The 20,726-nt window shown below is 70.9% G+C and carries 19 protein-coding genes and 1 riboswitch; of the genes, 11 read left to right on the top strand and 8 right to left on the bottom strand.

The genetic code is table 11. The features are described 5' to 3' along the window. Nucleotides 1-51: 51 nt before the first annotated feature. A complete protein-coding gene (locus AB0C62_RS37505) occupies nucleotides 52-591 on the bottom strand; it encodes a hypothetical protein (RefSeq protein ID WP_362981062.1) in 540 nt (179 codons plus the stop codon). Nucleotides 592-717: 126 nt separating this feature from the next. Then, nucleotides 718-1,881, bottom strand: a complete 1,164-nt coding sequence (locus AB0C62_RS37510; protein WP_362981064.1) for a WYL domain-containing protein — start codon at nucleotides 1,879-1,881, stop codon at nucleotides 718-720. Nucleotides 1,882-1,984: 103 nt separating this feature from the next. On the opposite strand from AB0C62_RS37510, the gene AB0C62_RS37515 reads away from it, so the two are divergent. Next, nucleotides 1,985-2,569: a DinB family protein gene (locus AB0C62_RS37515; RefSeq protein WP_362981118.1), complete on the top strand. Its 585-nt coding sequence runs from the start codon at nucleotides 1,985-1,987 to the stop codon at nucleotides 2,567-2,569. Nucleotides 2,570-2,705: 136 nt separating this feature from the next. Next, nucleotides 2,706-3,803, top strand: coding sequence for a winged helix DNA-binding domain-containing protein (locus tag AB0C62_RS37520; protein WP_362981066.1), 1,098 nt, complete (start codon nucleotides 2,706-2,708; stop codon nucleotides 3,801-3,803). Nucleotides 3,804-3,897: 94 nt separating this feature from the next. Here the strand turns inward: AB0C62_RS37520 and AB0C62_RS37525 are convergent, their stop codons facing one another. From AB0C62_RS37525 to AB0C62_RS37540, 4 genes are all read right to left on the bottom strand, one after another. Next, nucleotides 3,898-4,896: an RNA polymerase subunit sigma-70 gene (locus AB0C62_RS37525; RefSeq protein ID WP_362981068.1), complete on the bottom strand. Its 999-nt coding sequence runs from the start codon at nucleotides 4,894-4,896 to the stop codon at nucleotides 3,898-3,900. 146 nt (nucleotides 4,897-5,042) lie between these two features. Beyond that, nucleotides 5,043-6,008: a GNAT family N-acetyltransferase gene (locus AB0C62_RS37530; protein WP_362981070.1), complete on the bottom strand. Its 966-nt coding sequence runs from the start codon at nucleotides 6,006-6,008 to the stop codon at nucleotides 5,043-5,045. Between the two features lie 233 nt (nucleotides 6,009-6,241). Further along, nucleotides 6,242-6,805 (bottom strand): DinB family protein, encoded by a 564-nt coding sequence (locus tag AB0C62_RS37535; RefSeq protein WP_362981072.1) that lies wholly within the window; start codon nucleotides 6,803-6,805, stop codon nucleotides 6,242-6,244. A 132-nt stretch (nucleotides 6,806-6,937) separates the two neighbouring features. Continuing rightward, the gene (locus tag AB0C62_RS37540; protein WP_362981074.1) at nucleotides 6,938-7,867 is read right to left on the bottom strand and encodes a CDP-diacylglycerol diphosphatase; all 930 of its coding nucleotides are present in this window, start codon (nucleotides 7,865-7,867) and stop codon (nucleotides 6,938-6,940) included. A 306-nt stretch (nucleotides 7,868-8,173) separates the two neighbouring features. Between AB0C62_RS37540 and AB0C62_RS37545 the strand changes: the two genes are divergently transcribed. Next, nucleotides 8,174-8,641, top strand: coding sequence for an SAM-dependent methyltransferase (locus AB0C62_RS37545; protein ID WP_362981076.1), 468 nt, complete (start codon nucleotides 8,174-8,176; stop codon nucleotides 8,639-8,641). Between the two features lie 401 nt (nucleotides 8,642-9,042). Next, entirely contained in the window at nucleotides 9,043-11,487 is a 2,445-nt protein-coding gene (locus AB0C62_RS37550) for an alpha-L-rhamnosidase C-terminal domain-containing protein (RefSeq protein WP_362981078.1), read from the top strand. 128 nt (nucleotides 11,488-11,615) lie between these two features. Here the strand turns inward: AB0C62_RS37550 and AB0C62_RS37555 are convergent, their stop codons facing one another. Then, nucleotides 11,616-12,035: an ATP-binding protein gene (locus tag AB0C62_RS37555; RefSeq protein ID WP_362981080.1), complete on the bottom strand. Its 420-nt coding sequence runs from the start codon at nucleotides 12,033-12,035 to the stop codon at nucleotides 11,616-11,618. A gap of 336 nt (nucleotides 12,036-12,371) precedes the next feature. Between AB0C62_RS37555 and AB0C62_RS37560 the strand changes: the two genes are divergently transcribed. After that, on the top strand, nucleotides 12,372-13,121 hold the full coding sequence (locus tag AB0C62_RS37560) for a hypothetical protein (RefSeq protein WP_362981082.1): 750 nt from the start codon (nucleotides 12,372-12,374) through the stop codon (nucleotides 13,119-13,121). A gap of 147 nt (nucleotides 13,122-13,268) precedes the next feature. Here AB0C62_RS37560 and AB0C62_RS37565 read toward each other — a convergent pair whose 3' ends face one another. Continuing rightward, entirely contained in the window at nucleotides 13,269-13,760 is a 492-nt protein-coding gene (locus AB0C62_RS37565; protein ID WP_362981084.1) for an FBP domain-containing protein, read from the bottom strand. A 71-nt stretch (nucleotides 13,761-13,831) separates the two neighbouring features. On the opposite strand from AB0C62_RS37565, the gene AB0C62_RS37570 reads away from it, so the two are divergent. From AB0C62_RS37570 to AB0C62_RS37595, 6 genes are all read left to right on the top strand, one after another. After that, nucleotides 13,832-14,401 (top strand): TetR-like C-terminal domain-containing protein, encoded by a 570-nt coding sequence (locus AB0C62_RS37570; protein WP_362981086.1) that lies wholly within the window; start codon nucleotides 13,832-13,834, stop codon nucleotides 14,399-14,401. Nucleotides 14,402-14,500: 99 nt separating this feature from the next. After that, on the top strand, nucleotides 14,501-15,685 hold the full coding sequence (locus AB0C62_RS37575; protein ID WP_362981088.1) for a GDSL-type esterase/lipase family protein: 1,185 nt from the start codon (nucleotides 14,501-14,503) through the stop codon (nucleotides 15,683-15,685). A gap of 148 nt (nucleotides 15,686-15,833) precedes the next feature. Beyond that, nucleotides 15,834-16,053: riboswitch (cobalamin riboswitch) on the top strand. A 160-nt stretch (nucleotides 16,054-16,213) separates the two neighbouring features. Further along, a complete protein-coding gene (metE, locus tag AB0C62_RS37580) occupies nucleotides 16,214-18,532 on the top strand; it encodes a 5-methyltetrahydropteroyltriglutamate--homocysteine S-methyltransferase (protein ID WP_362981090.1) in 2,319 nt (772 codons plus the stop codon). Between the two features lie 207 nt (nucleotides 18,533-18,739). Next, on the top strand, nucleotides 18,740-19,600 hold the full coding sequence (locus AB0C62_RS37585) for an oxidoreductase (RefSeq protein ID WP_362981092.1): 861 nt from the start codon (nucleotides 18,740-18,742) through the stop codon (nucleotides 19,598-19,600). A 48-nt stretch (nucleotides 19,601-19,648) separates the two neighbouring features. Further along, complete coding sequence (locus AB0C62_RS37590; RefSeq protein ID WP_362981094.1) at nucleotides 19,649-20,182, top strand: hypothetical protein; 534 nt, start codon at nucleotides 19,649-19,651, stop codon at nucleotides 20,180-20,182. Nucleotides 20,183-20,364: 182 nt separating this feature from the next. Further along, complete coding sequence (locus AB0C62_RS37595; RefSeq protein WP_362981096.1) at nucleotides 20,365-20,694, top strand: hypothetical protein; 330 nt, start codon at nucleotides 20,365-20,367, stop codon at nucleotides 20,692-20,694. Nucleotides 20,695-20,726 lie beyond the last annotated feature (32 nt).

Genomic DNA, 20,726 nt, shown 5'->3' on the forward strand with positions numbered 1-20,726 from the left:
AGGGGGTTGTGGACCGTGTGGTGCGGGTGGTCCTTCGCCGGAGCCGCGCGGTCAGTGCTTGAGGACGACCTTGGCGCCCACGATGATCAGGCCGAGCGCCAGGTTGACGAAGCCCTCGGCGAAAACCTGGCCCCGGGAGGCCCCGGCGCGGACGGCTCCCAGGCACGCCCACACGACCTGCTGGGTGACGGCCACGCCCAGGGCGAGCCACAGCCCCGTGTTGACGCTCATCCCGAACCAGCTGACGGCGACGGCCGCGGCGGGAAGGGTGGCGGCCTCGACGATGGCCCACTCGTGCAGGCCGCTGCGGCGGATCTCCCGCCAGGACCAGGGCTGGCCGACGATCCGATCCCCGGCCAGATGGGCGTAGACGTGCGTGGCCCAGAAGACCAGACCGGTCACGATCAGCAGGAGAATGATCTCCAGCCGGGGGTGAACTCCACCGGATCCCGCCGTCGCCACCACGGAGGCCGCCAGGATCGAGCCGTAGATGGCGCCCGCGTAGTCGGTTCGTCGGCTTGTCGACGTCGCCGGGGACCTCGACGGGTCGGTACGGTCCCCACCCTCGGGCGGGACGCTGGAGCGGCTCACTCTCTCAAGATATGGCCGGGGCTGCGGCCCTGCCCGACGAGCGCGACGGGCGGACGAGCGCGCCGAGGCCGGGCGCGCGGGGCTCGCCCCGCAGCGGGTTCTCGGGGCCGGTTCACCTGGCCGGCCTCAGGGGCGCGCCGGAGACTCGTTCGTGCCGGCGGGTTCGTCGATCACGTCGAGGGACGCGGCGCGGGCGCAGCGGCGGGCCAGCCGGCCGAAGGCGTCGGCGAGCTCGGGCGGGCCCACGACCTGGATCTCGGTGTCGAACCTGGCGACGGTCGCGGCCAGACCGGCCCACGACCACGAGCCGAGGAGGAGACGGCATCGGCCGGGTCCCAGTTCTTCGACGACGCCGTCACTCGCGTACCCGGAGACGACGGCGGCGGGCAGGTCGAGGATCACCTCGCCGCGGCAGGGCCAGTCGACGAACGGGACCGGATCGCCGGAGTCGTGCGGGCCACGGGGTTTCGGGGAGCGGCGGGACCCGTTCGAGCTGCCCGTCCCCGCACCCTCAGGTGCACCCGGGCGAGGCTCCGAACCCCGGAATCTGCCGGCGACGAACGCGGCGGCGTCTCCTCCGGGCACCTCGCGCGGTGTGAAGCGGGGCCCTGTCGGCGTGCGGGGGGCGATCCTGTCGACGCGGAAGGTGCGCCAGTCCTCGCGGTCGAGGTCCCAGGCGACGAGGTACCAGCGTGCACCCCACGTGACGAGGTGGTGAGGCTGCACGCGGCGCGGAGGATCCGGGACGAGGGCGCCCTTCGAGCGCGGCGACGCGGGGTCCGCGACCGGGGTGGGCGGCCAGGCCGGGGTGTAGTCGAAGCGGAGGACCTCGCGGGCGCGGACGGCCGCGCTAAGTGTCAGGAGGACGCCGGGGTTGGCCTGCGTCCTCGGCGCCGGCCCGGCTCGATCCACGGCGGTGATCTGGAGGGCGTCGACGCGATGACGGAGCCGTGCGGGCATCACCTGCCGGACGGTGCCGAGGGCCCGTACCGCTCCTTCCTCGATGCCCGCGCCCGTGACCGCCGCGGTCCGCAGGGCCACGGCGAGGGCCACGGCCTGCTCGTCGTCGAACAGGAGCGGCGGAAGTTCGGTACCGGCGCCGAGCCGGTAGCCGCCGTCGGGGCCTTTCGCGGTCCGGATCGGATAGCCGAGTTCGCGCAGGCGGTCGATGTCCCGCCGCACGGTGCGCGGGCTGACCTCCAGGCGCTCGGCCAGCAGCTGCCCCGGCCAGTCCCGGCGTGCCTGAAGGAGCGAGAGCAGGGACAGCAGTCGCGCGGATGTCTTCGGCATGACATCGATGGTCTACCAGGTAGCGGACACATCCTGTCCGCTACTCCTGAGACGGTGGTCTCGTTCGCCACCACCGGACCGACCCGAAGGACCTGATCACATGATGACGCCTCCCTCATCCCCCTCCTCCCCCACCGTGCCCGACGGCGAGCGGGCCGACCTCCTCGCGGAGCTGGCGACCGCCCGGTCCGCCCTCACCCGCACGGTGCACGGACTCAGCGACGAGCAGGCCGGGCAGAACCCGACGGTCAGCGCCCTGAGCCTGGGCGGTCTGATCAAACACGTCGCCTCCATCGAGGAGGGCTGGCTCCGGTTCGCCCTGGAGGGCCCGTCCGCGCTGCGCTACGACCTGCCCGCCGGAGTCACCTGGGCGGACATGGCGGCCGGCACGGCGAGCGAGTTCCCGCAGTGGGCGATCGACCACCAGAACAACTTCCGGATGCTGCCCGGCGAGACGCTGGCGGACATCGTCAAGCACTACGAGGAGGTGGCGGCCCGCACCGAGGAGGTCGTCGCGAGCATTCCCGACCTCTCGGCGACGCACCCGCTCCCCGAGTCACCCTGGCACGAGCCCGGCGCCGTCCAGAGCGTACGCAGGGTCCTGATGCACGTCATCGCCGAGACGGCACAGCACGCCGGGCACGCGGACATCCTGCGCGAGAGCCTCGACGGCCAGACGTCGACCTGACCGACTACTGACTACCAGCTGCCGCCTGCCACCAGGTCGGAGCGGTACCGAAAGGGAACAGCGTGCCCACGAAGCCCACCGAACACGCCACGGCACCAGACCGTGCAGCCGCGGAGAACCGCAGCCGGGCCCGGCGATGACGACCGTTCTCGACAACCGGTCGCTCAATCGCGCGACGCTCGCCCGCCAGTTGCTGCTCGACCGCTCCGACATGCCGGTGCACGAAGCGGTCGCGCACCTCTGCGGTCTCCAGGCCCAGGAACCCCAGGAGCCGTACACCGGACTCTGGTCACGGTTGCGGGCGTTCCAACCGGCGGCGCTGTCCGACCTGTTGACCGGGCGGAGTGTGGTGCGGGCGCATCTCATGCGGCGCACGGTGCACCTGATGACGGCGGAGGACGTCCTCGCGTGGCGGTCCCGGCACGACGCCATGCTGCGCCAACGGGTGCTCGGGGTCTACCGACGCGAACTCGACGGAGTCGACCTCGCCGAACTTGCCTCGGCAGCAACGGAGTCGATGGCGGACGGCGAGCCGCTGCCGACGTCCGAGGTGGTGCGCGTACTGGCTGCCCGCTGGCCGGAGCCCGGGCGGCGGGCCCTGGGCGAGATGGTGATGGCCGCACTCGTCCCGGTGGCACAGGCACCGCCCCGGGGGCTGTGGCGGACGAAGGCGGGGGTGCGGAACGTCCCGTTGGCTTCATGGCTGGGCCGGGAAGTGGACCCTCCGCCGGTCGAGGGTACGGACCCCGTGGGCGAGGCGATGGTGCGGCGCTACCTGGCCGCGTTCGGACCGGCCTCGTCGGCGGATCTCCGTGCCTGGTGCGGGCTCGCAGGTCTGCCGGCCGCGGTGGCCGCCGTACGGGAGGAGTTGGTCTCCTTTCGCGACGAGCGGGGCCGGGAACTCCTGGACCTGCCCGACGCTCCGCGCCCCGACCCCGACACCCCCGCACCGGTGCGGTTCCTGCCGGCGTTCGACAACGCGATCCTCGGCTACCAGGACCGCGGCCGGATCATCGACGACGCCCACCGCGGCCTCTCGGTGGCCGGCGAGCGCGTGGTCCTGATCGACGGCCGCGTCGCAGGGACCTGGGGCGTCGCCGAGCACACGGTGACGGTCACGCCGCTGCACACCCTGCCCAACGCAACCCGGGACGCCGTGCGGGAGGAGGCACGGGAGCTGGCGGTGTTCCTCTCGGACGGGGACAGCGATCGGGTGTACATCGCCCGGGACTGAGCCCGCCTCCGCGACGGAAGGGATCCGTGGGCCGTGTCCATCGACGACAGCTTCGACGCGGTGTCCCTCAGCGTCGGGTACGAAGGCTCCACCCCTACTCGGTGCCGTCCGCCGGCAGACGCTCCGGCAGCCCGAGCCGCGGGAACCGGTCGCCGTGGAACGTGACGATCTCGGTGATCGCCCCGCCGGTGACACGCAGGACGTCGATCGTCAGCGGCACGTACGCGTCCTCCCGCTTCCGCCACAGGTAGAAGGCGACGGCGGGCTGCCGGTTCACGGCGGTGGGGACGGCGCGCAGGCCCTTCATCCTCTCGAAGCCGCTGTCGATCCAGTCGTCGACCACCGCGTCGCGGCCGACGTGCAGGCCGGGTGTGGGCGGCATCGAGCAGCGGACGTCGTCCCGCAGCAGTGCGGCGAGCCCGTCGACGTCCGTGGCCACGCTGGCGTCGGTGTAGCGGCGCACCAGCTCACGCGTCCCGGCGTCCTGTTCGCCGCCCGTCCAGTCCTGCCGCTCGGCGGGCAGGTGCTCGCGCATACCGGCGCGGGCCCGCTGCAGGGCGCTGTTGACCGAGTTGACCGAGTCCCCGAGGAGCTCGGCGACGTCCTTCGCCGGCCAGCCGACCACGTCCCGCAGGATCAGCACGGCCCGCGGGCGCGGCGCGAGGTGCTGGACCGCGACCAGGTATGCGAGCTCGATCGTCTCCCGCGCGACAGCGAGGGTCTCCGGCTCGTCCGCGTCACCCGCGGGCAGTTCGTCGAGCAGCCGGTCCGGGTAGGGCTGCAGCCACAGCACCTCGCCGCCGGAGGCGGGCTCCGGGCGACATCTGGCGAGCAGGTCCAGGCAGGCGTTGGTGGCGATCCGGTACAGCCAGGCCCGGAACGTCGAGCGACCCTCGAAGGTCTCCCGCCGACGCCAGGCGCGCAGGAACGTCTCCTGCACGGTGTCCTCGGCGTCCTCGAACGACCCGAGCATCCGGTAGCAGTGCACGTGCAGCTCCCGCCGGTGCCGCTCCGCCAGCCCCGAGAACGCCGACTCGTCGACCTCGCCCAGCCCGCTCACACCCAGCTCCTCCAGCCGTGTGTCCGCACTCATCACATCGCCTCTCGCCTCGTCGTGTCCCGTCGTAGGTGTGACGGGTACGAGCGCGAAAACTCATCACCGGGGTCGTTCGACACGGCTGCGGCAACGCGCCTCATCCTCGGCAGATCGGCTTCCGCCCGTGCACGCGGCCACCGGGATCAGGGTGCCGTCGAGGCGGATCCCCCGAGCCCCCCTGGGCTCACACCCCCGGTGAACGTCTTGCTGTAGACCGTCGAACTACGCTGCACGGTCATGCCGATCCGCTCGTAGAGCGACAGCGCGCCCGTGTCCGAGTGCGTCCACAGTGCACAGGTCTGTTTCCCCCGGCGATGGAAGGCGCGGAACGCCTCCCGCAGAAGCAGGCGCGCGATCCCCCGGTTGCGATGGTCATGTCGTACGGCGACCCGCTCGACGTGACCCTCACTGCTGCCCGGAACGTCCAACGAGAGAACAGCGCCGACCATCTGGTCGCCGGCGAAGGCCACGGGCGAGGCACCGGGTTCGAACGTCGTTCGCTCCACCGTGTGCCGGGCCCATTCGGCATAGGCCTTCCGCCGCTGCTGCCACTCGTCGAACGCGTCCTCGGTGAGCTGGTGGGCCGCTCGCTCGTCGCCGGGACGGAACGGTCGGACCGTGATCCCCGTCGGCGGCTCGGACACCTCCGGTTCGACCGGCAACGCGATCTCCAGCAGCCATTCGGTGACGAGCGGCGCGTACCCGCGGGATCGGAGCAGCGCGATCGCGGCGTGGTCGCTGTCGGAGACGGTCTGGGCAAGGCGATCGCCGCCCGACTGCCGTGCCCGCGCCTCGCTCCAGGCGAGCAGCGCACTACCCAGACCCAGCGCACGGTGGTCGGGGTGTACATGGACCGTGGCCCGTCGACCCTTCACCCGACTCCAGCCGGTCAGTTCTCCGTCGGAGTCGCACACGAGCAAGGTGTCGGACGCCAGGTCCAGTCCGGGCACGCTGAGATCGGCGGCGATGCGATCAAGGTCTGTCGCGGCGGCACCCTGCAGGTCGCTCTCGCAGGCGGTGACGAGACGGTGGACGGCGCCGACATCGGCGACCGTCGCCGACCGCTTTCGCCATCCGGTCGGCAATGGCTTCGGGAAGGGATGGGGCATGGTGTGAACCCTGCGCCATCCGTACGTTCGTGTCGACCCGATGCGACGGAGGCCGGCACTGTACGGCGAGCGGACCGACGCGGCCGGTCGAGTCAACTCATGCACCCGTCGGGCAGGTCGAGAGAACACGCTCGACTCCTCGACCCCCGCGCCGGCATCACCTGAAGCTCGCAGCCACGAAGCGTCACGAGTCCACGTAGGTCTCCGAAGCTCGAACGCCGGTTAACGGAAAGTCATATGCGGCGCGGGCCGGTTCCGTCCTGCCAGCGGTAGAGGTCGCGCAGCAGGGACATCTCGGCGCCGTGATGGATCAGCTCCCTGTTGACGTGCAGGACGATGCCTTCCATGGGAAACCGCTCGGGACCCGCCGTGGGCGGATTCTCCAGGTCGGTGTCCGAGAGTTCGCGGACCCCCGCGTTCCATCTCCCGTACATCTCATCGAGCTGTTTCAGCGCCTCGTCAGCGGTCCCCGCGTAGGCGAACGTCCGGGAGTCGACGTCCTGGCCGCCGAAGTGCCATGCGACCCGATAGCCCAGGCAGGAGACGATGATGTGCGCGAGCCGCCAGGCGATCGTGGTCACCGGCGCCGGCACCGGGTCAGGGGACGCGGAGTCCATCGTCCATTCCCCCGAACCGGCCGACATCGGCGCGGCCGACGTGCCACGTGGGCGGATGCTCCAGCAGCCACGCACCGGCTCCCACAAGTACTCCTCATCGGCAAGCCCGTTCAGCCGCGGCCGCAGGTTCTTGTGCCAATGCCGGTCCAACTGGTCCGCGATGCGCTCGCTTCTTGTCATTTCCGCACACTACATACAGACCTGGCCGCGCCTCTCGCGAACGCCGTCGTCGGCTCTGGTCGCGAGACCGTTCCGCACCGGGAGATGACGCTGCCGCTGATGTGCCCTTCGGGCAGCGCCGCAGCGAGCGGCTCACCTGTAGACGAGCAGCCGGTCACACGTGTTCGTACCGCTCGGAAGGGAACTGTCGCTGTTGAGGACGTAGAAGGATCCCGCGAATCCGGTGGCCGACATCTTCGGCACCACGATCATCATCTGCCCTGCCATGCTGAGCCCGTTCGGCCTGACCACGTACTGGTCGAGCAAGGCGAAGAGGTTCTGGGTGAGGTTGGGCAGCAGGAGGATCCGGTACGTGCGATCCCCCGCCCCGTCGGCACTCGTGATGAGCTCCTGGTTGGCGGCCCACTGCGCGGGGTGGGTGGCCACGCGGCTCATCGATTGCAGTTCCTGAAGACGCCGCTGCACGCTGGCGCGGACCCCGGCCATGTGGATGTGCAATTGGTTGAAGCGCCGGGCGCTCGTCGAATTGATCCCCAATCCGATGTTGGGGAACTGAACGGGGACGCTGCCTCCACTCCTCGCGTTCTCCCAGGCGTCGTTCCAGTAGTTCGCCACTCCGGAGGTGACGAGGAACGGACACTCGATACCCGTGATCCGGCAACTCGGGAGCAGGAGGTAGTTGTGCTGGGTCTCGGGCTTGCCGTGCAGCACGACGTAGTTCGACGTCGTCTTCAGACAGTTGGGCTTGGGTTGGGGCGCCGGAGGGACGATCCCCTGAGTGCAGTACTGGACGTCATGCCACAGCGCGTCATTGTCCGTGGGCTTGCCACAGAGCCCCTGCAACTGAGTCGGAGGGCAGGGGCTCTGGCCCGCCCCGGGAGGCGACGTGGGAGGAGTGGGACACGTACAGGAGTCCTCCCCGTAGCCCGGGCCCGGGTCATCCGCCCTGGCAGTACTCCCGTTCACCCCCGCGCCCGTCAGGAACGTCGCCGCACCGATCGCACCGGAGAGCGCGATGAACTGACGCCGGGGAACCTCGTTCGCCTTCTTGTGCTCTGTCATGCTTGATCTCCGATGGTGACGACCGCAGCGGGATGGGTCGGCCCTGAACGCGAGCGGGCGATTCAACCCACTTTCGACCCTCGCCGATCCGCTCACAGGGTAGGCAGCGGCGGGCCGGATACCCGGCAACCGAACGGGTGAGCGTCACGGGTTCCGCCATTGGGAGGCGATCCCGACCCCGCCCCGAGGACGATGGACGAAGCGGCGGCGACCGGACCGGCCGGCAACCGAGCAACAGTCCTCGGCATACGCCCGCACCGATCATCTCCCCGTCGCGCCGGGCGCGTTGGCGCTAGCCTCTGGGCCATGCCGAGCTTCGAGATCACGTCGATAGGTACCGTCCGGAACGATCGGACGGACGTCCAGCACACGGACAACTGGGGTGCGGTCCGCAGCACCATCACCCTCGACGAACGCTTCGGCGAGGCGTGCCTACAGGGCCTGGAGGGCTTCTCCCACGTGGAGGTCCTCTTCGTCTTCGACCAGCTCGCCGAACTCGACGACTACCGCGAGCCCCGCCCCTACCGCGGCCGCTCCGACCTCCCGCCCGTCGGCGTCTTCGCCGGCCGCGGCCCCCGCAGACCGAACCGCATCGGGGTGACCTGCTGCGCCATCGAGTCCGTCCAGGGCCGCGAACTCACAGTGGTGGGCCTCGACGCCGTGTCGGGCACCCCGGTCATCGACCTGAAGCCGACGATGACGGAGTTCCGCCCACCGGACGTCCATCAGCCTGAGTGGGTCAGCAGCCTGATGTCGGAGTACTTCCAGCCGTAGGCGGGGACCGAGGGAGCGAAGGTCAACGACCCACCCACGACCCCGCGGTGCGCACCGACTCGGCCCGCTCCTCGGACCCTCACGCCGCCCACTGACCCGAACATCCCCCTGCACAACACCTGTACGCCGCCGACCTCCTGAGATACCGTCGCCTCGCCCGTCACGATTGAATCGTTTCAGTCACTGAGGAATGAGGCGCTATGTCGTCGCACAGCACTCCAGACAGCACCCCGGGGACCGGTCCCTCCCGGCGGGCGGTCGTCGTTGCCGGGGCCGGAGCTCTGGCCGTGACGGCCGCCGGGCTCCCCTTCGCGGGGGCCGCGTCCGCCGACGGGAGAACGGGCGGCGGAGGCACGCCGTCAGGGCCCATCCCCCGCGCGGGAAAGGGGTGGCAGGGATACGTGCAGGCCCCGGCGTCCCGGACCGTGCAGCCCGTACGAGTCATCGCCTCCACCGGCGATGTGACCCGCGCCGAGGGTCTGTTGAAGCCGGGCGGCGCGAGGACCGTTCTGCGGCGCCCTGAGCCCACCCCCGCGCCACGCTGGCCCGAGGGCACCGCGGCCGAGGCCTCGTCGGCGCACGCGGGGAACAACGGCAACGACGGGCAGCCGCGAACGTACGACGCGAAGAACGCGATCGACGGCGACCCGGGGACCTTCTGGAACGACGACACGATCGGCGCCTTCCCGGACACCCTCACCATCACGGTGCCGGCGGCGCGAGAGATGTCAGGTATCACGCTGGTCTCCAACAGCGACGGCGTTCCGACCGACTTCACGGTGGACGCCTGGAAGGACGACGCCTGGCAGACCGTCGCCACGGTGAAAGACAACGATGTCACCCAGCGGGCGGTGCCCTTCGCGTCCCAGGTGACCACCACCCGGATCCGCATCACCGTCACGGGCGTCCAGGACACCTCGAAGGGTGCCTTCACCCGGGTCAACGAGGTGTGGCCTGAGCCCGTCGCCCCGGTGGCGGCGCCCAGCGTCACGGTGGACTTCGGCAAGGTCGTCGTCGGGTTCCCGCGGGTCCGGTTCGCCTCGGCGTCGGACAACTCACCCGGCGTGCGGCTCGCGTTCTCCGAGACGAAGCAGTTCCTGACCGACCGTTCCGACTTCACCCGCTCCGACCAGTCCGGCGGCGCGGGTCAGGGGACGGACCAGTTCGCCGTACCGGCCAGGGGCGCCGACTGGACCGATCACAAGGGGTTCCAGTCCGACGGCAAGGTCTACGCGGACGGGCTGCACGGCTTCCGGTACCTCAAGATCACCCTCGACGCACTGGTCGGCGACGCGCCCGTCGCACAGCCGTGGGGAACCGTCGAGATCGACTCCGTCAGCCTCGACTTCACCGCGTACCTCGGCACGCCGAGCACGTACCGGGGCTGGTTCCTCTGCTCCGACGAGGACCTCAACCGGTACTGGTACGGCGCCTCCTACACCAACGAGCTGGTCACGGACACCTTCCGCGAGGACGACGTCGACCCGCGCAACGCGTGGAGCCCCTCGCTCGAAGGCAAGCTCGTGCTGCACGACGGGCCGAAGCGCGACCGCGACCCGTACGTCGGTGACCTGGCCGTGTCGGCGCGGACCCTCTATCTGACGCACGACGACGCGGCAGCCGCCGCACGCAACGTGCTGGCCGACCTCGCCGAACACCAGCGGGCCGACGGATGGATCCCGCCGGCCTCCATCTCGGGTTACGCCCTGCCCCTGTTCGACTATCCGTTGTGGTGGGTGACGTGCAGCTGGGACTACGTCCTCTACACGGGTGACCGTTCCTACGCGAGCCGCTACTACCCGAACCTGCTCAAGGTGCTCGACACCTGGTATCCGAGTGTCACCGACGGCGCGGGCCTGCTCAGCAAGGGGCTCAACAACACCGGCGGGTACGGGGACTACGCCTTCCTGGACCGCACCGGTCGCATCACCTACTACAACGCCAACTACGTGCAGGCTCTCAACGACGCCGCGCGGATGGCACGTTGGCTGGGCCGTGAGGCGGACGCACAGCGCTGGGAACAGCGCGCGGGCGCGGTGAAGGACGCCGTCAACGCCCACCTGTGGGACGCGGAGGCCGGCGCCTACCTCGACTCCGCGACCGGTCCGGTGCGGCACGCGCAGGACGGCAATTCGATCGCCATCACCGCGGGCGTCGCCGACGCCGGGCGCGCGGCTTCGGCCCTCGCCCACCTGGACGCGACCACCCAACGGCCGTACGGCAACGCGTTCATGGACAACGACACCATCTTCGGCGACGCCTCACAGCGTGTGTACGCGTTCACCTCGTACCCCGAGATCGTCGCGCGCTTCGAGAGCGGGCGGGCCGAGTCGGCGGTCGACCAGATCCGGCGCACGTACGGCTGGATGGACAGCCACGACCCCGGTATCACGAACTGGGAGGGCATCGGCCCCGGCGGATCGCTGTACGAGGGTGCCTACACGAGCATGGCGCACGGGTGGTCCACCGGTGTCCTGCCCGCCCTGACCCATCAACTGCTCGGCGCCCGCCCGACCTCCCCCGGCTACGCCACCTGGGAGGTGCGTCCCCAGCCCGCGGGCATCAGCTGGGCGCAGGGGCAACTGCCGACACCGCACGGCCCGTTGCAGGTCAGCTGGGAAGCGGCGCACACGGGGTTCGAAGTGAATGTCCATGTGCCCGGCGGCACCCGCGGAGCGCTCACGCTCCCGATGGACGCTCACGAGGTGACGGTGCGAGCGGGCCGACGCACCCTCTGGGACGGGCGCAGGCGGTCGGACCGCACGGTCCAGGTCGCCGACGGCCGGGTCACCGTCTCCGGTCTCGGAGCGGGCACCCACAGCTTCACGGCCGTTCGGCACAAGTGAGAGCACGTCGGGTGGGGGACCGAGTTGAACTCGGTCCCCCACCCGGCGGATCCATGTGATCGGGTGTCTCAGGGCCTGCCCGTTCGCGCCGGCATCCGGAGAGGGTTCCCCCGCGCGCGAGGGAGCACTCAGCCGTTGTCGCCCTGCCGGTGTGCGCTCTGCGGGCGGAAACAGGCCGTCACCGTCTTCCCGTGGCGCTGGCACTTCATGCCCCAGTCGTCCGCGAGCATCTGCACGATGCCCACACCCCGGCCGGAGACCGCGCCCGGTTCCGGATCGCGCTGGCGGGGCAGGTTCGGGTCCTCGTCGTGGACGCTCACATGAAGGCAGTCGCCGTCCCAGGTGAGGACCAGGGCCGCGTCGCTGCGCGCATGGATGTGCGCGTTGGTGAGGAGTTCGGACACCGTCAGGACGACTGCGTCCACCGTGTCGGGTTCCTGGGCCGTCCAGGGCAGGGACTCCAGGTGCCTGCGGGTCCACTGTCGTCCGGCCCTCACGCCGCCGGAGACCGGGAACGAGTGCGCCCAGCCCATCGCCTTGACTGCCATCTTCCTGTCCTCGCTCCCGTTTCCTTCATCCGTACCGTGCCGTGGAACTCGGGTACCCGAAAGGCGCCCACACACTCGGGCGGGGCCGTCGGCTGCCTCCGGATCAGCTGTGAGGAAGTCAATCCCGCGCCACAAGTCACCCTCTCTTGGGGGCCAACCATGGCGGGACGGGAACAACGGGGGTCACCTGTCCGTACTATCGGTAGGCCGGGGCATGACGCAGCAAGTGCGGCTGCCCGCCCCGTCCCTCCAGCGCGGTCGACAGGACGCGCATCGCCCTCCGGCCGCTCCATGTGTGTTCATGTGGCGGCCGTGCACCGACGAAAGGTCCACACCATGACCGACACCACGTCCTCCACCGAACTGACATCGCAGTACACGGCCCAGGTCATCGGCGACCTGGACCGCAACGCCAAGGAGCAGGAGCGCATCGGTGCGGAGATCGACGCCCTCCAGGAGCAGTTGAACGCCCTGCGCCAGGACCACTCCGTGCTGACGAGCCTCCACCAGGCCCTTGGTGTCACGGACAAGGCCGTCGGCGCCAAGCCCGTTCGGCCGGTGGCGCCGTCCGTGCCCCAGCAGAAGTCCGCGGGCAAGGCGACCAGGGCCGCGAGCCCGGCCAAGGCGGCCAAGGCCACGAAGACCGCTGACGCCAAGGGCACGCGGTCGCGCGCCAAGACGGCCGCGAGCGCGAAGGATGTCGTGGTCAAGGCGGCCGCCGCCAAGGCGTCCGACGCGAAGTCCGGGGACGCCAAGGCGTCCGACTCCAAGGCCGCTCCGGCCAAGAAGCCCGCGGCCAAGGCCGTCTCGGGTCAGCCCACCCTCGTCGAGCTGATCCGCAGCTACCTCACCGCTCAGGGTGAGCCCCGTTCGGCCGCGGAGGTGTCCACGGCGCTGGGCAAGTCCCACCCCGACCGCCGCATCCAGACGAACGTCGTGCGCACCACCCTGGAGAACCTCGTGGCGAAGAGCCACGCCCACCGCGCCAAGCAGGGCACGTCCGTCTTCTACACGGCGACCGACGGCCACAAGGCGGCGGCGACCGCGCCGAGCACCGAGCAGCCCGTGGAGGCCAGCGCCGGCTGACCGTCCGACCCCAGGTACCCGGTCCGCGAGGAACGGGGAACCGTTACGCCTCACCGTGCCCGGACGGGCGCGGCGTGGCGCCTCAGCTCTCCGTCTCCCCGCGTCCGGCGCCTTCCTGAGCTACGGCCCTGGGCAGCCGTGCCTCACTCACGCCGTCACCTTGGCGACGAACGCCGCGAGGTTGGCCACGGTGCGCTGGATCTTCTCCTCCAGGGTCAGCGACTCGTGCATGCGTCCGCCGGCCCCCGCGTCGCGCTTCCCGCGCACATAGAGCGAGCAGGCGAGGTCGCTGCATATGTAGGCGCCGACCGAGTTGCCCTGCTGCCCCGGCTTGCCCGCCTTGGCCGCGACCATCAAGGACACGCCTCCCGTGTGGGTGGTCACACACATCGAGCACATGCTGCGACGCATGTGCCCGGAGGCCTGGGCGGGGCAGCGCAGGGCCAGCGCCCGAAGGCCTCCGTCCAACTCGGCCACCATGTAAGCGCGTTCGGGTGACTGGGGATCGCGCCAGCCGAGGTAGTCGAGGTCGTCCCAGGGCCGGTCGGTCAGGTCGCGGGGGACGGAGAGGCGCTTCGCCTCGCCCTTCGTGCAGTTCACGAACGCGGCACGGATCTCTTGCTCGGTCAACGGCTTCATGACACACACGCTAATTTGCCTAAACCTATTAGGCAAATACATAATCAGTTCTGCCAGAAGAGAGGATCGGTATGGTTCGCGCAGGACTGACCACGGAGCGTCTGACACGGGCGGGTGCCGAGCTGGCCGACGAGGTCGGCTTCGACCAGGTGACCGTCTCGGCGCTGGCCCGGCAGTTCGACGTCAAGGTCGCGAGTCTCTACTCGCATGTGAAGAGCTCGCACGACCTCAAGACGCGGATCGCCCTACTCGCCCTCGACGAACTCGCCGACCGGGGAGCTGCCGCCCTGGCCGGACGGGCCGGCAAGGACGCCCTGACCGCCTTCGCGAACGTCTACCGCGACTACGCGCGCGAACACCCCGGCCGCTATGCCGCGGCGCAGCTCCGGCTCGACCCGCAGACGGCCGCCGCCAGCGCGGGGGTCCGGCACGCGCAGATGACCCGGGCGATCCTGCGGGGCTACGACCTGGTGGAACCCGACCAGACCCATGCGGTCCGCATGCTGGGCAGCGTGTTCCACGGCTACGTCAGTCTGGAGATGTCCGGCGGGTTCAGTCACAGCGCCCCGGACTCGCAGGAGAGCTGGTCACGCGTTCTGGACGCCCTGGACTCCCTGCTCCGCAACTGGCCCGCGCCCTGACCGACGCCGCAGGACCGGCGGGGCCGGCAACCGGCAGCACCGTCGATGTTCCGCGGCGTCCGCACCGTACGACTTCCCCGAACGACAGGCGAGATCATCATGCACAGCGAGCACGACCGGATCACCACACCCGTCACCGCCGACCTGGTGCGGGGTGCCGTCGAGCTGGAGCGCACCGCCCTCGGTGTGCTGCCCCACCGGCTGCCCGCGTGGGCGCGCGCCCAGTGCGCCGACGGTCAGCTGGCCATGGCGGAGGCCCAGCCCTCGGGCGTACGGCTGGTCTTCAGCACCCGCGCCACGAGCGTCGAGCTGGACACCGTCCCAACCAAGCGGGTCTACGTGGGCGCCCCGCCGCGGCCCGACGGGCTGTACGACCTCGTGGTCGACGGGCACCTTCTGGGTCAGGCGGCCGCTCCCGGCGGCAACACCCTCACCCTCGACATGACCACGGGATCGGCGACGACCACGCCCGGTCCGGTCGGCACCGTCCGTTTCACGGACCTGCCCGAGGGTCCGAAGGACGTCGAGATCTGGCTGCCGCACAACGAGAGCGCCGAACTCGTGGCTCTGCGCACCGACGCCCCCGTGGAGCCCACGCCGGACCGGGGGCGCGCGGTGTGGCTGCACCACGGCAGTTCGATCAGCCAGGGCTCCGACGCGGCGAGCCCCAGCACGACCTGGCCCGCGCTGGCCGCCTCGCTGGCCGGGGTGGACCTGATCAATCTGGGGCTGGCCGGCAGCGCCCTGCTGGACCCGTTCACCGCCCGCACCCTGCGCGACACGCCCGCCGACCTGATCAGCGTCAAGCTGGGCATCAACATCGTCAACACCGACCTGATGCGGCTGCGGGCCTTCACTCCCGCCGTGCACGGCTTCCTGGACACCGTCCGCGAGGGCAACCCCACCACGCCGCTGCTGGTCGTCTCCCCCATCCTGTGCCCGATCCACGAGGACACCCCCGGCCCGAGCCTGCCGGACCTCACGGCGCTCGGCAGCGGTCGTCTGCGGTTCCGCGCCGCCGGCGACCCGGCCGAGCGCGCGAGCGGGAAGCTGACGCTCGCGATCATCCGTGCCGAACTCGCCGGGATCGTGGAACAGCGGGCCGCCGAGGACCCGAACCTGTACTACCTCGACGGCCGGGAGCTGTACGGGGAGGCGGACGCCGTCGAGCTGCCGCTGCCCGACGCGCTCCACCCCGACGCCGCCACCCACCGTCGTATCGGCGAACGGTTCGCGAAGCTCGCCTTCGACGGCACCCGTGGCTTCCCCGCCCCTTCCGCCTGAAGATCGAGGCCCGGGGCGGGGCCGAGCGCGTCACACGAGCCGTCTGCCGCCCCCCGTATGCCGGTTGACGTGCGCCGATCCTCTCCTGGACGTCTCGAACGACCGTCCGGGAGGTGGGCGTTCTCCCCAGCAGGGCGCTCGTCCGCATAGGCTGACCTCCGTAGCTGGTTCGCCCCGTCCGCCAGACGGGATGCGTCGTAAGAGGGAACCCGGTGGGAATCCGGGACTGCCCCGCAGCGGTGAGCGGGAACGACCGCCGTCATACGCACTGGGCCCGGTGGGGTCTGGGAAGCGACGGCCAGTAGGTGACCTCCGTCCGGAGGGCGTGCCCGCGAGTCCGAAGACCTGCCCGCTGCCCGTGCGCGACCCATCGCGCGCGGACATCCCGGTGACCTCGTGGGCGGGTTGGCGTACATACCTGGCGGACCTTCGCGCTCCGGCGCGCCACGTACTCCCGCCCGGTGCGTCACCCTTCGCGCTCGCGTGTCCCATCGGGATCCAAGGAGACATCTCGCGAAGGAGATTTCCGTGACAGCCAAGACCGCAGCCGCGGCAGCACGGGCCACCGTGTACGGCTACCCCCGCCAGGGTCCGAACCGCGAACTGAAGAAGGCGATCGAGGGCTACTGGAAGGGCCGCGTCAGCGCGGACGCCCTCCGCGCCACCGCCGCCGAACTGCGCAGCTCCACCTGGCGGCAGCTGGCCGAGGCCGGCATCGACGAAGTGCCGACCGGCGATTTCTCGTACTACGACCATGTGCTGGACACCAGCGTCATGGTCGGCGCCGTCCCCGAGCGCCACCGGGACGCCGTCGCCGCCGACGCCCTCGACGGCTTCTTCGCCATGGCCCGCGGTACCCAGGACGTGGCGCCGCTGGAGATGACCAAGTGGTTCGACACGAACTACCACTATCTCGTCCCCGAGTTGGGCCCCGACACCGCCTTCACCGCCGACTCGTCCAAGCAGGTCGCCGAGCTCAAGGAGGCCTTGGCGCTCGGACTGTCGGCCCGTCCGGTCCTGGTCGGCCCCGTCACCTATCTCCTCCTCGCCAAGCCCGCCCCCGGTGTACCGGCGGACTTCGACCCGCTGACCCTCCTCGACCGGCTGCTGCCGGTCTACACCGAGGTGCTCGCCGACCTGCGCGCGGCCGGTGCCCAGTGGGTCCAGCTCGACGAACCCGCTCTCGTCCAGGACCGCACGAACGCCGAACTGAACGCCGCCGAGCGCGCCTACCGCGTTCTCGGCACGCTCACCGACCGTCCGAAGCTGCTCGTCGCGTCGTACTTCGACCGACTCGGGGAGGCTCTGCCCGTTCTCGCCAAGGCCCCGGTCGACGGACTCGCGCTCGACTTCACCGACGCGGCCGCCGCCAATCTGGACGCGCTCGCGGCCGTCGGCGGTCTGCCGGGCAAGCGGCTCGTCGCCGGCGTCGTCAACGGCCGCAACATCTGGGTCAACGACCTGGAGAAGTCCCTCGCCACGCTGGGCACCCTGCTGGGTCTGGCCGGGCAGGTCGACGTGGCCGCGTCCTGCTCGCTGCTGCACGTGCCCTTGGACGCCGCCGTCGAGCGCGACATCGAACCGCAGGTCCTGCGCTGGCTCGCCTTCGCCCGCCAGAAGACCGCCGAGATCGTCACGCTCGCCCGGGGGCTGTCGCACGGCACGGACACCATCACCACCGAACTCGCCGCCAACCGGGCCGATCTCGCCGCCCGCGCGGGCTCGGCGCTCACCCACGACCCGGCCGTGCGCGCCCGCGCCGCCGCCGTCACCGACGGCGACGCCCGCCGCTCGCAGCCCTACGCCGAGCGGACCGCCGCCCAACGCGCCCACCTCGGCCTGCCACTGCTGCCGACCACCACGATCGGCTCCTTCCCGCAGACCGCCGAACTGCGCGCGGCGCGCGCAGACCTGCGCACCGGACGCACCGACACCGCCGGGTACGAGGAGCGCATCAGGACGGAGATCGGCGAGGTCATCGCCTTCCAGGAGAAGACCGGCCTGGACGTCCTCGTGCACGGCGAACCCGAACGCAACGACATGGTCCAGTACTTCGCCGAGCAGCTCACCGGCTATGTCGCCACGCAGCACGGCTGGGTCCAGTCGTACGGCACGCGGTACGTGCGTCCGCCGGTCCTGGCCGGTGACATCTCCCGCCCGGAGCCGATGACGGTGCGCTGGACGACGTACGCGCAGTCCCTCACCGACCGGCCCGTCAAGGGCATGCTCACCGGGCCGGTCACCATGCTCGCCTGGTCCTTCGTCCGTGACGACCAGCCGCTCGGCGACACCGCCCGGCAGGTCGCTCTGGCCCTGCGCGACGAGGTGAACGACCTGGAGGCGGCCGGGACTTCGGTGATCCAGGTCGACGAGCCCGCGCTGCGCGAGACCCTGCCGCTGCGCGCGACGGACCGCCCCGCCTACCTGGACTGGGCGACCGAGGCCTTCCGCCTCACCACGGCGGGTGTCCGGGCGGACACCCAGATCCACACCCACATGTGCTACGCCGAGTTCGGGGACATCGTCCAGGCGATCGACGACCTCGACGCCGACGTGATCAGCCTGGAGGCCGCGCGGTCCCACATGCAGGTGGCCGGCGAACTCGCCGAGCACGGCTATCCGCGCGAGGCGGGTCCGGGCGTCTACGACATCCACTCACCGCGCGTGCCGAGCGCGGACGAGGCGTCCGCCCTGCTGCGCAAGGGACTTGAGGCCATCCCGGCCGAGCGGTTGTGGGTCAACCCCGACTGCGGGCTGAAGACCCGCGGCTGGCCCGAGACCCGCGCGTCCCTGGAGAACCTGGTCAGCGCGGCCCGCACGGTCCGCGCGGAGCTGTCCGGGTCCTGACCTCCACGTGGAACGCCGGCCGAGGGACGCCCTCCGGCGCCTCTCGGCCGGCGCCCGCATCCGCACCGTGCGCTCCGCGTTCCGCCCGGATCGGGGATCCATGGCCCGAGAGCATCACAACCGGCGCGCCACGGAGCCCCGTTCGCCGGTCTCGTGGATTCCCCGTCTCAAGATCTCACCTGGGACCGGCGTACTAGGGTGATGATCGTGACGACGGAACGATGGGCATTGGGCGGCGACCTGAACGTCGCGCGAATCGGCTACGGAACGATGAAGCTGACCGGCTGGCCGCGGGGCGACCGGCCGGACCGGGAGACCGCGCTCGGCGTGCTGCGCCGCGCCGTGGAGCGGGGGGTGAACCACCTCGACACCTCGCACTACTACGCGCGGGACGGGGTGGCCGCCAACGAGTTGATCCGGGAGGCGCTGCACCCGTACCCGGACGACCTGGTGATCGTGACCAAGGTGGGCGCGCTGGTCGAGGGGTCCGACATCGCGCTGCCCGACGACCGGAAGACCGGCCTCACCCCTGACAACCTGCGGCGTGGTGTCGAGGCCAACCTCCGCTCGCTGGGCCTGGACCGGCTGGACGTGGTGAACCTGCGGCTGGGCGACGTCGACGGGGCCTCCCTGGCCGAGCCTCTGGAGGCCCTGCTCGCGTTGCGCGACGAGGGCCTGATCCGGCACCTCGGGATCTCCAACGTCACGCTGGAGGAGTTCGAGGCGGCGCGCACGATCGCTCCGATCGCCTGTGTCCAGAACCTCTACAACCTGTCCCGGCGGGACGACGACGCTCTCGTCGACGCGTGCGCGGCGGCCGGTGTCGCGTACGTGCCCTTCTTCCCGGTGGGCGGCTTCCAGCCCGTCACCGCCGAGCGGCTGGACGCCGTCGCCGCCCGTCACGGCGCGACCGTCCCGCAGGTCGCCCTCGCCTGGCTGCTCGCCCGGTCACCGAACATCCTCCTCATCCCCGGCACTGGCTCGCCGGCGCACCTGGACGAGAACATCGACGCGGGCACGCTGAAGCTGACCGCCGAGGACCTCGCGGACCTGGAGGTCGGCCGATGAGCGGCGCAGACGACCCTGGAAGAGACGGCGGCGCCGAACCCGGAGGACGTGCCGGACGCGGGCAGCGGAGGCGTGCGGCGCCGGCCGGTGTACGCGGGCGTCGTGGTTGTCGTCCTCGCTCTGCCGGCGGGTGGGATCGTCTGGCTGTTCCAGGACGAGCTGTTCAGCCCGTTCGGGGACGCACGGGCCTGTGAGGGCAGCACGGCCGAACTGCCGAAGGTGATCTCGGCCGGCGGTGTCCCGCTTCCCGCCGACGCCTCGGACGTCCACTACGCCACCCTCGAGGGCACCGCCCAGGTCTCCTTCCTGAGCGACCGGATGCCGGACTACCTGCACCGCGCGGGACTGCTGCCGCAGGACGCGAAGCCGTTCGACGAGCAGTACGGCAGCGCGTACGCGCTCGCGACGGACGAGGGCGAACTCCCCGAGGGTCTGTGCGGCCCGGCCCTCAAGGGGCCCGTCTGGAGCTACATCAGCAGGGGCCCGGGGTCGGGAGTGAACGTCCTCGTCGAGCGGTCCCCCGTCGCCTCCGACCGGTTCCGCTCACCGGCCCGGGCCGTGGGCACGTTCGACATTCCCTGAGTCGGTCTCCGGGCCGGCCTTCCTTCGCTCGAGGAGGGGCCGGCGCGGTCGGCCGAACGGCTTCGTCCGGGGGCCCGGCGGGGGTAGGGTCCGCGAACTGATCCACTTCTGTGGCCGATTCGGACCAATCCGCGACTGCTTCGGCTACGGATGACTCAGGAGGACTCCGAGGGAGGACGGTCATGGCGGGATCGGCTCGTGCCCGGATCATCGCGCTGGCGGGCAAACGCAGTTGGATCGTGGTGGACGGACGGCTTCCGCGGTCCGCCGCCTCGTATCTCTCCGCGGTGCTGCGGGAGAGGTGCGGGCAGCAGGCCGTGGTCTTCCTCGACCTGCGGCAGGCCCAGCTGTCCGGCGCCGAGGAGGCGCGCGGCGCGTTCCTGCCCGGTGGCCCCCGCGTCTTCCACGTCATGGCCGACGAACCCTGGCGTTCGCTGCTCGCCCGTGACCGCCGTGTGCGGTGGCACAGCTGCGCCGAGGAGGCGTGGCAGGCCTGGTGTTCCGCTTCTTGACGGCTGGAACCGATCCTGCCTGAATCGTGTCT

The sequence above is a fragment of the Streptomyces sp. NPDC048643 genome (assembly GCF_040650615.1).
Lineage (GTDB): Bacteria > Actinomycetota > Actinomycetes > Streptomycetales > Streptomycetaceae > Streptomyces.

What these genes read in the sequence shown, in the direction of transcription:
- AB0C62_RS37510 (WP_362981064.1), bottom strand. Translation starts at nt 1,881, where the DNA reads ATGCCGAAGACATCCGCGCGACTGCTGTCCCTGCTCTCGCTCCTTCAG.
- AB0C62_RS37515 (WP_362981118.1), top strand. Translation starts at nt 1,985, where the DNA reads ATGACGCCTCCCTCATCCCCCTCCTCCCCCACCGTGCCCGACGGCGAG.
- AB0C62_RS37520 (WP_362981066.1), top strand. Translation starts at nt 2,706, where the DNA reads ATGACGACCGTTCTCGACAACCGGTCGCTCAATCGCGCGACGCTCGCC.
- AB0C62_RS37525 (WP_362981068.1), bottom strand. Translation starts at nt 4,896, where the DNA reads ATGAGTGCGGACACACGGCTGGAGGAGCTGGGTGTGAGCGGGCTGGGC.
- AB0C62_RS37530 (WP_362981070.1), bottom strand. Translation starts at nt 6,008, where the DNA reads ATGCCCCATCCCTTCCCGAAGCCATTGCCGACCGGATGGCGAAAGCGG.
- AB0C62_RS37535 (WP_362981072.1), bottom strand. Translation starts at nt 6,805, where the DNA reads ATGACAAGAAGCGAGCGCATCGCGGACCAGTTGGACCGGCATTGGCAC.
- AB0C62_RS37540 (WP_362981074.1), bottom strand. Translation starts at nt 7,867, where the DNA reads ATGACAGAGCACAAGAAGGCGAACGAGGTTCCCCGGCGTCAGTTCATC.
- AB0C62_RS37545 (WP_362981076.1), top strand. Translation starts at nt 8,174, where the DNA reads ATGCCGAGCTTCGAGATCACGTCGATAGGTACCGTCCGGAACGATCGG.
- AB0C62_RS37555 (WP_362981080.1), bottom strand. Translation starts at nt 12,035, where the DNA reads ATGGCAGTCAAGGCGATGGGCTGGGCGCACTCGTTCCCGGTCTCCGGC.
- AB0C62_RS37560 (WP_362981082.1), top strand. Translation starts at nt 12,372, where the DNA reads ATGACCGACACCACGTCCTCCACCGAACTGACATCGCAGTACACGGCC.
- AB0C62_RS37565 (WP_362981084.1), bottom strand. Translation starts at nt 13,760, where the DNA reads ATGAAGCCGTTGACCGAGCAAGAGATCCGTGCCGCGTTCGTGAACTGC.
- AB0C62_RS37570 (WP_362981086.1), top strand. Translation starts at nt 13,832, where the DNA reads ATGGTTCGCGCAGGACTGACCACGGAGCGTCTGACACGGGCGGGTGCC.
- AB0C62_RS37575 (WP_362981088.1), top strand. Translation starts at nt 14,501, where the DNA reads ATGCACAGCGAGCACGACCGGATCACCACACCCGTCACCGCCGACCTG.
- AB0C62_RS37595 (WP_362981096.1), top strand. Translation starts at nt 20,365, where the DNA reads ATGGCGGGATCGGCTCGTGCCCGGATCATCGCGCTGGCGGGCAAACGC.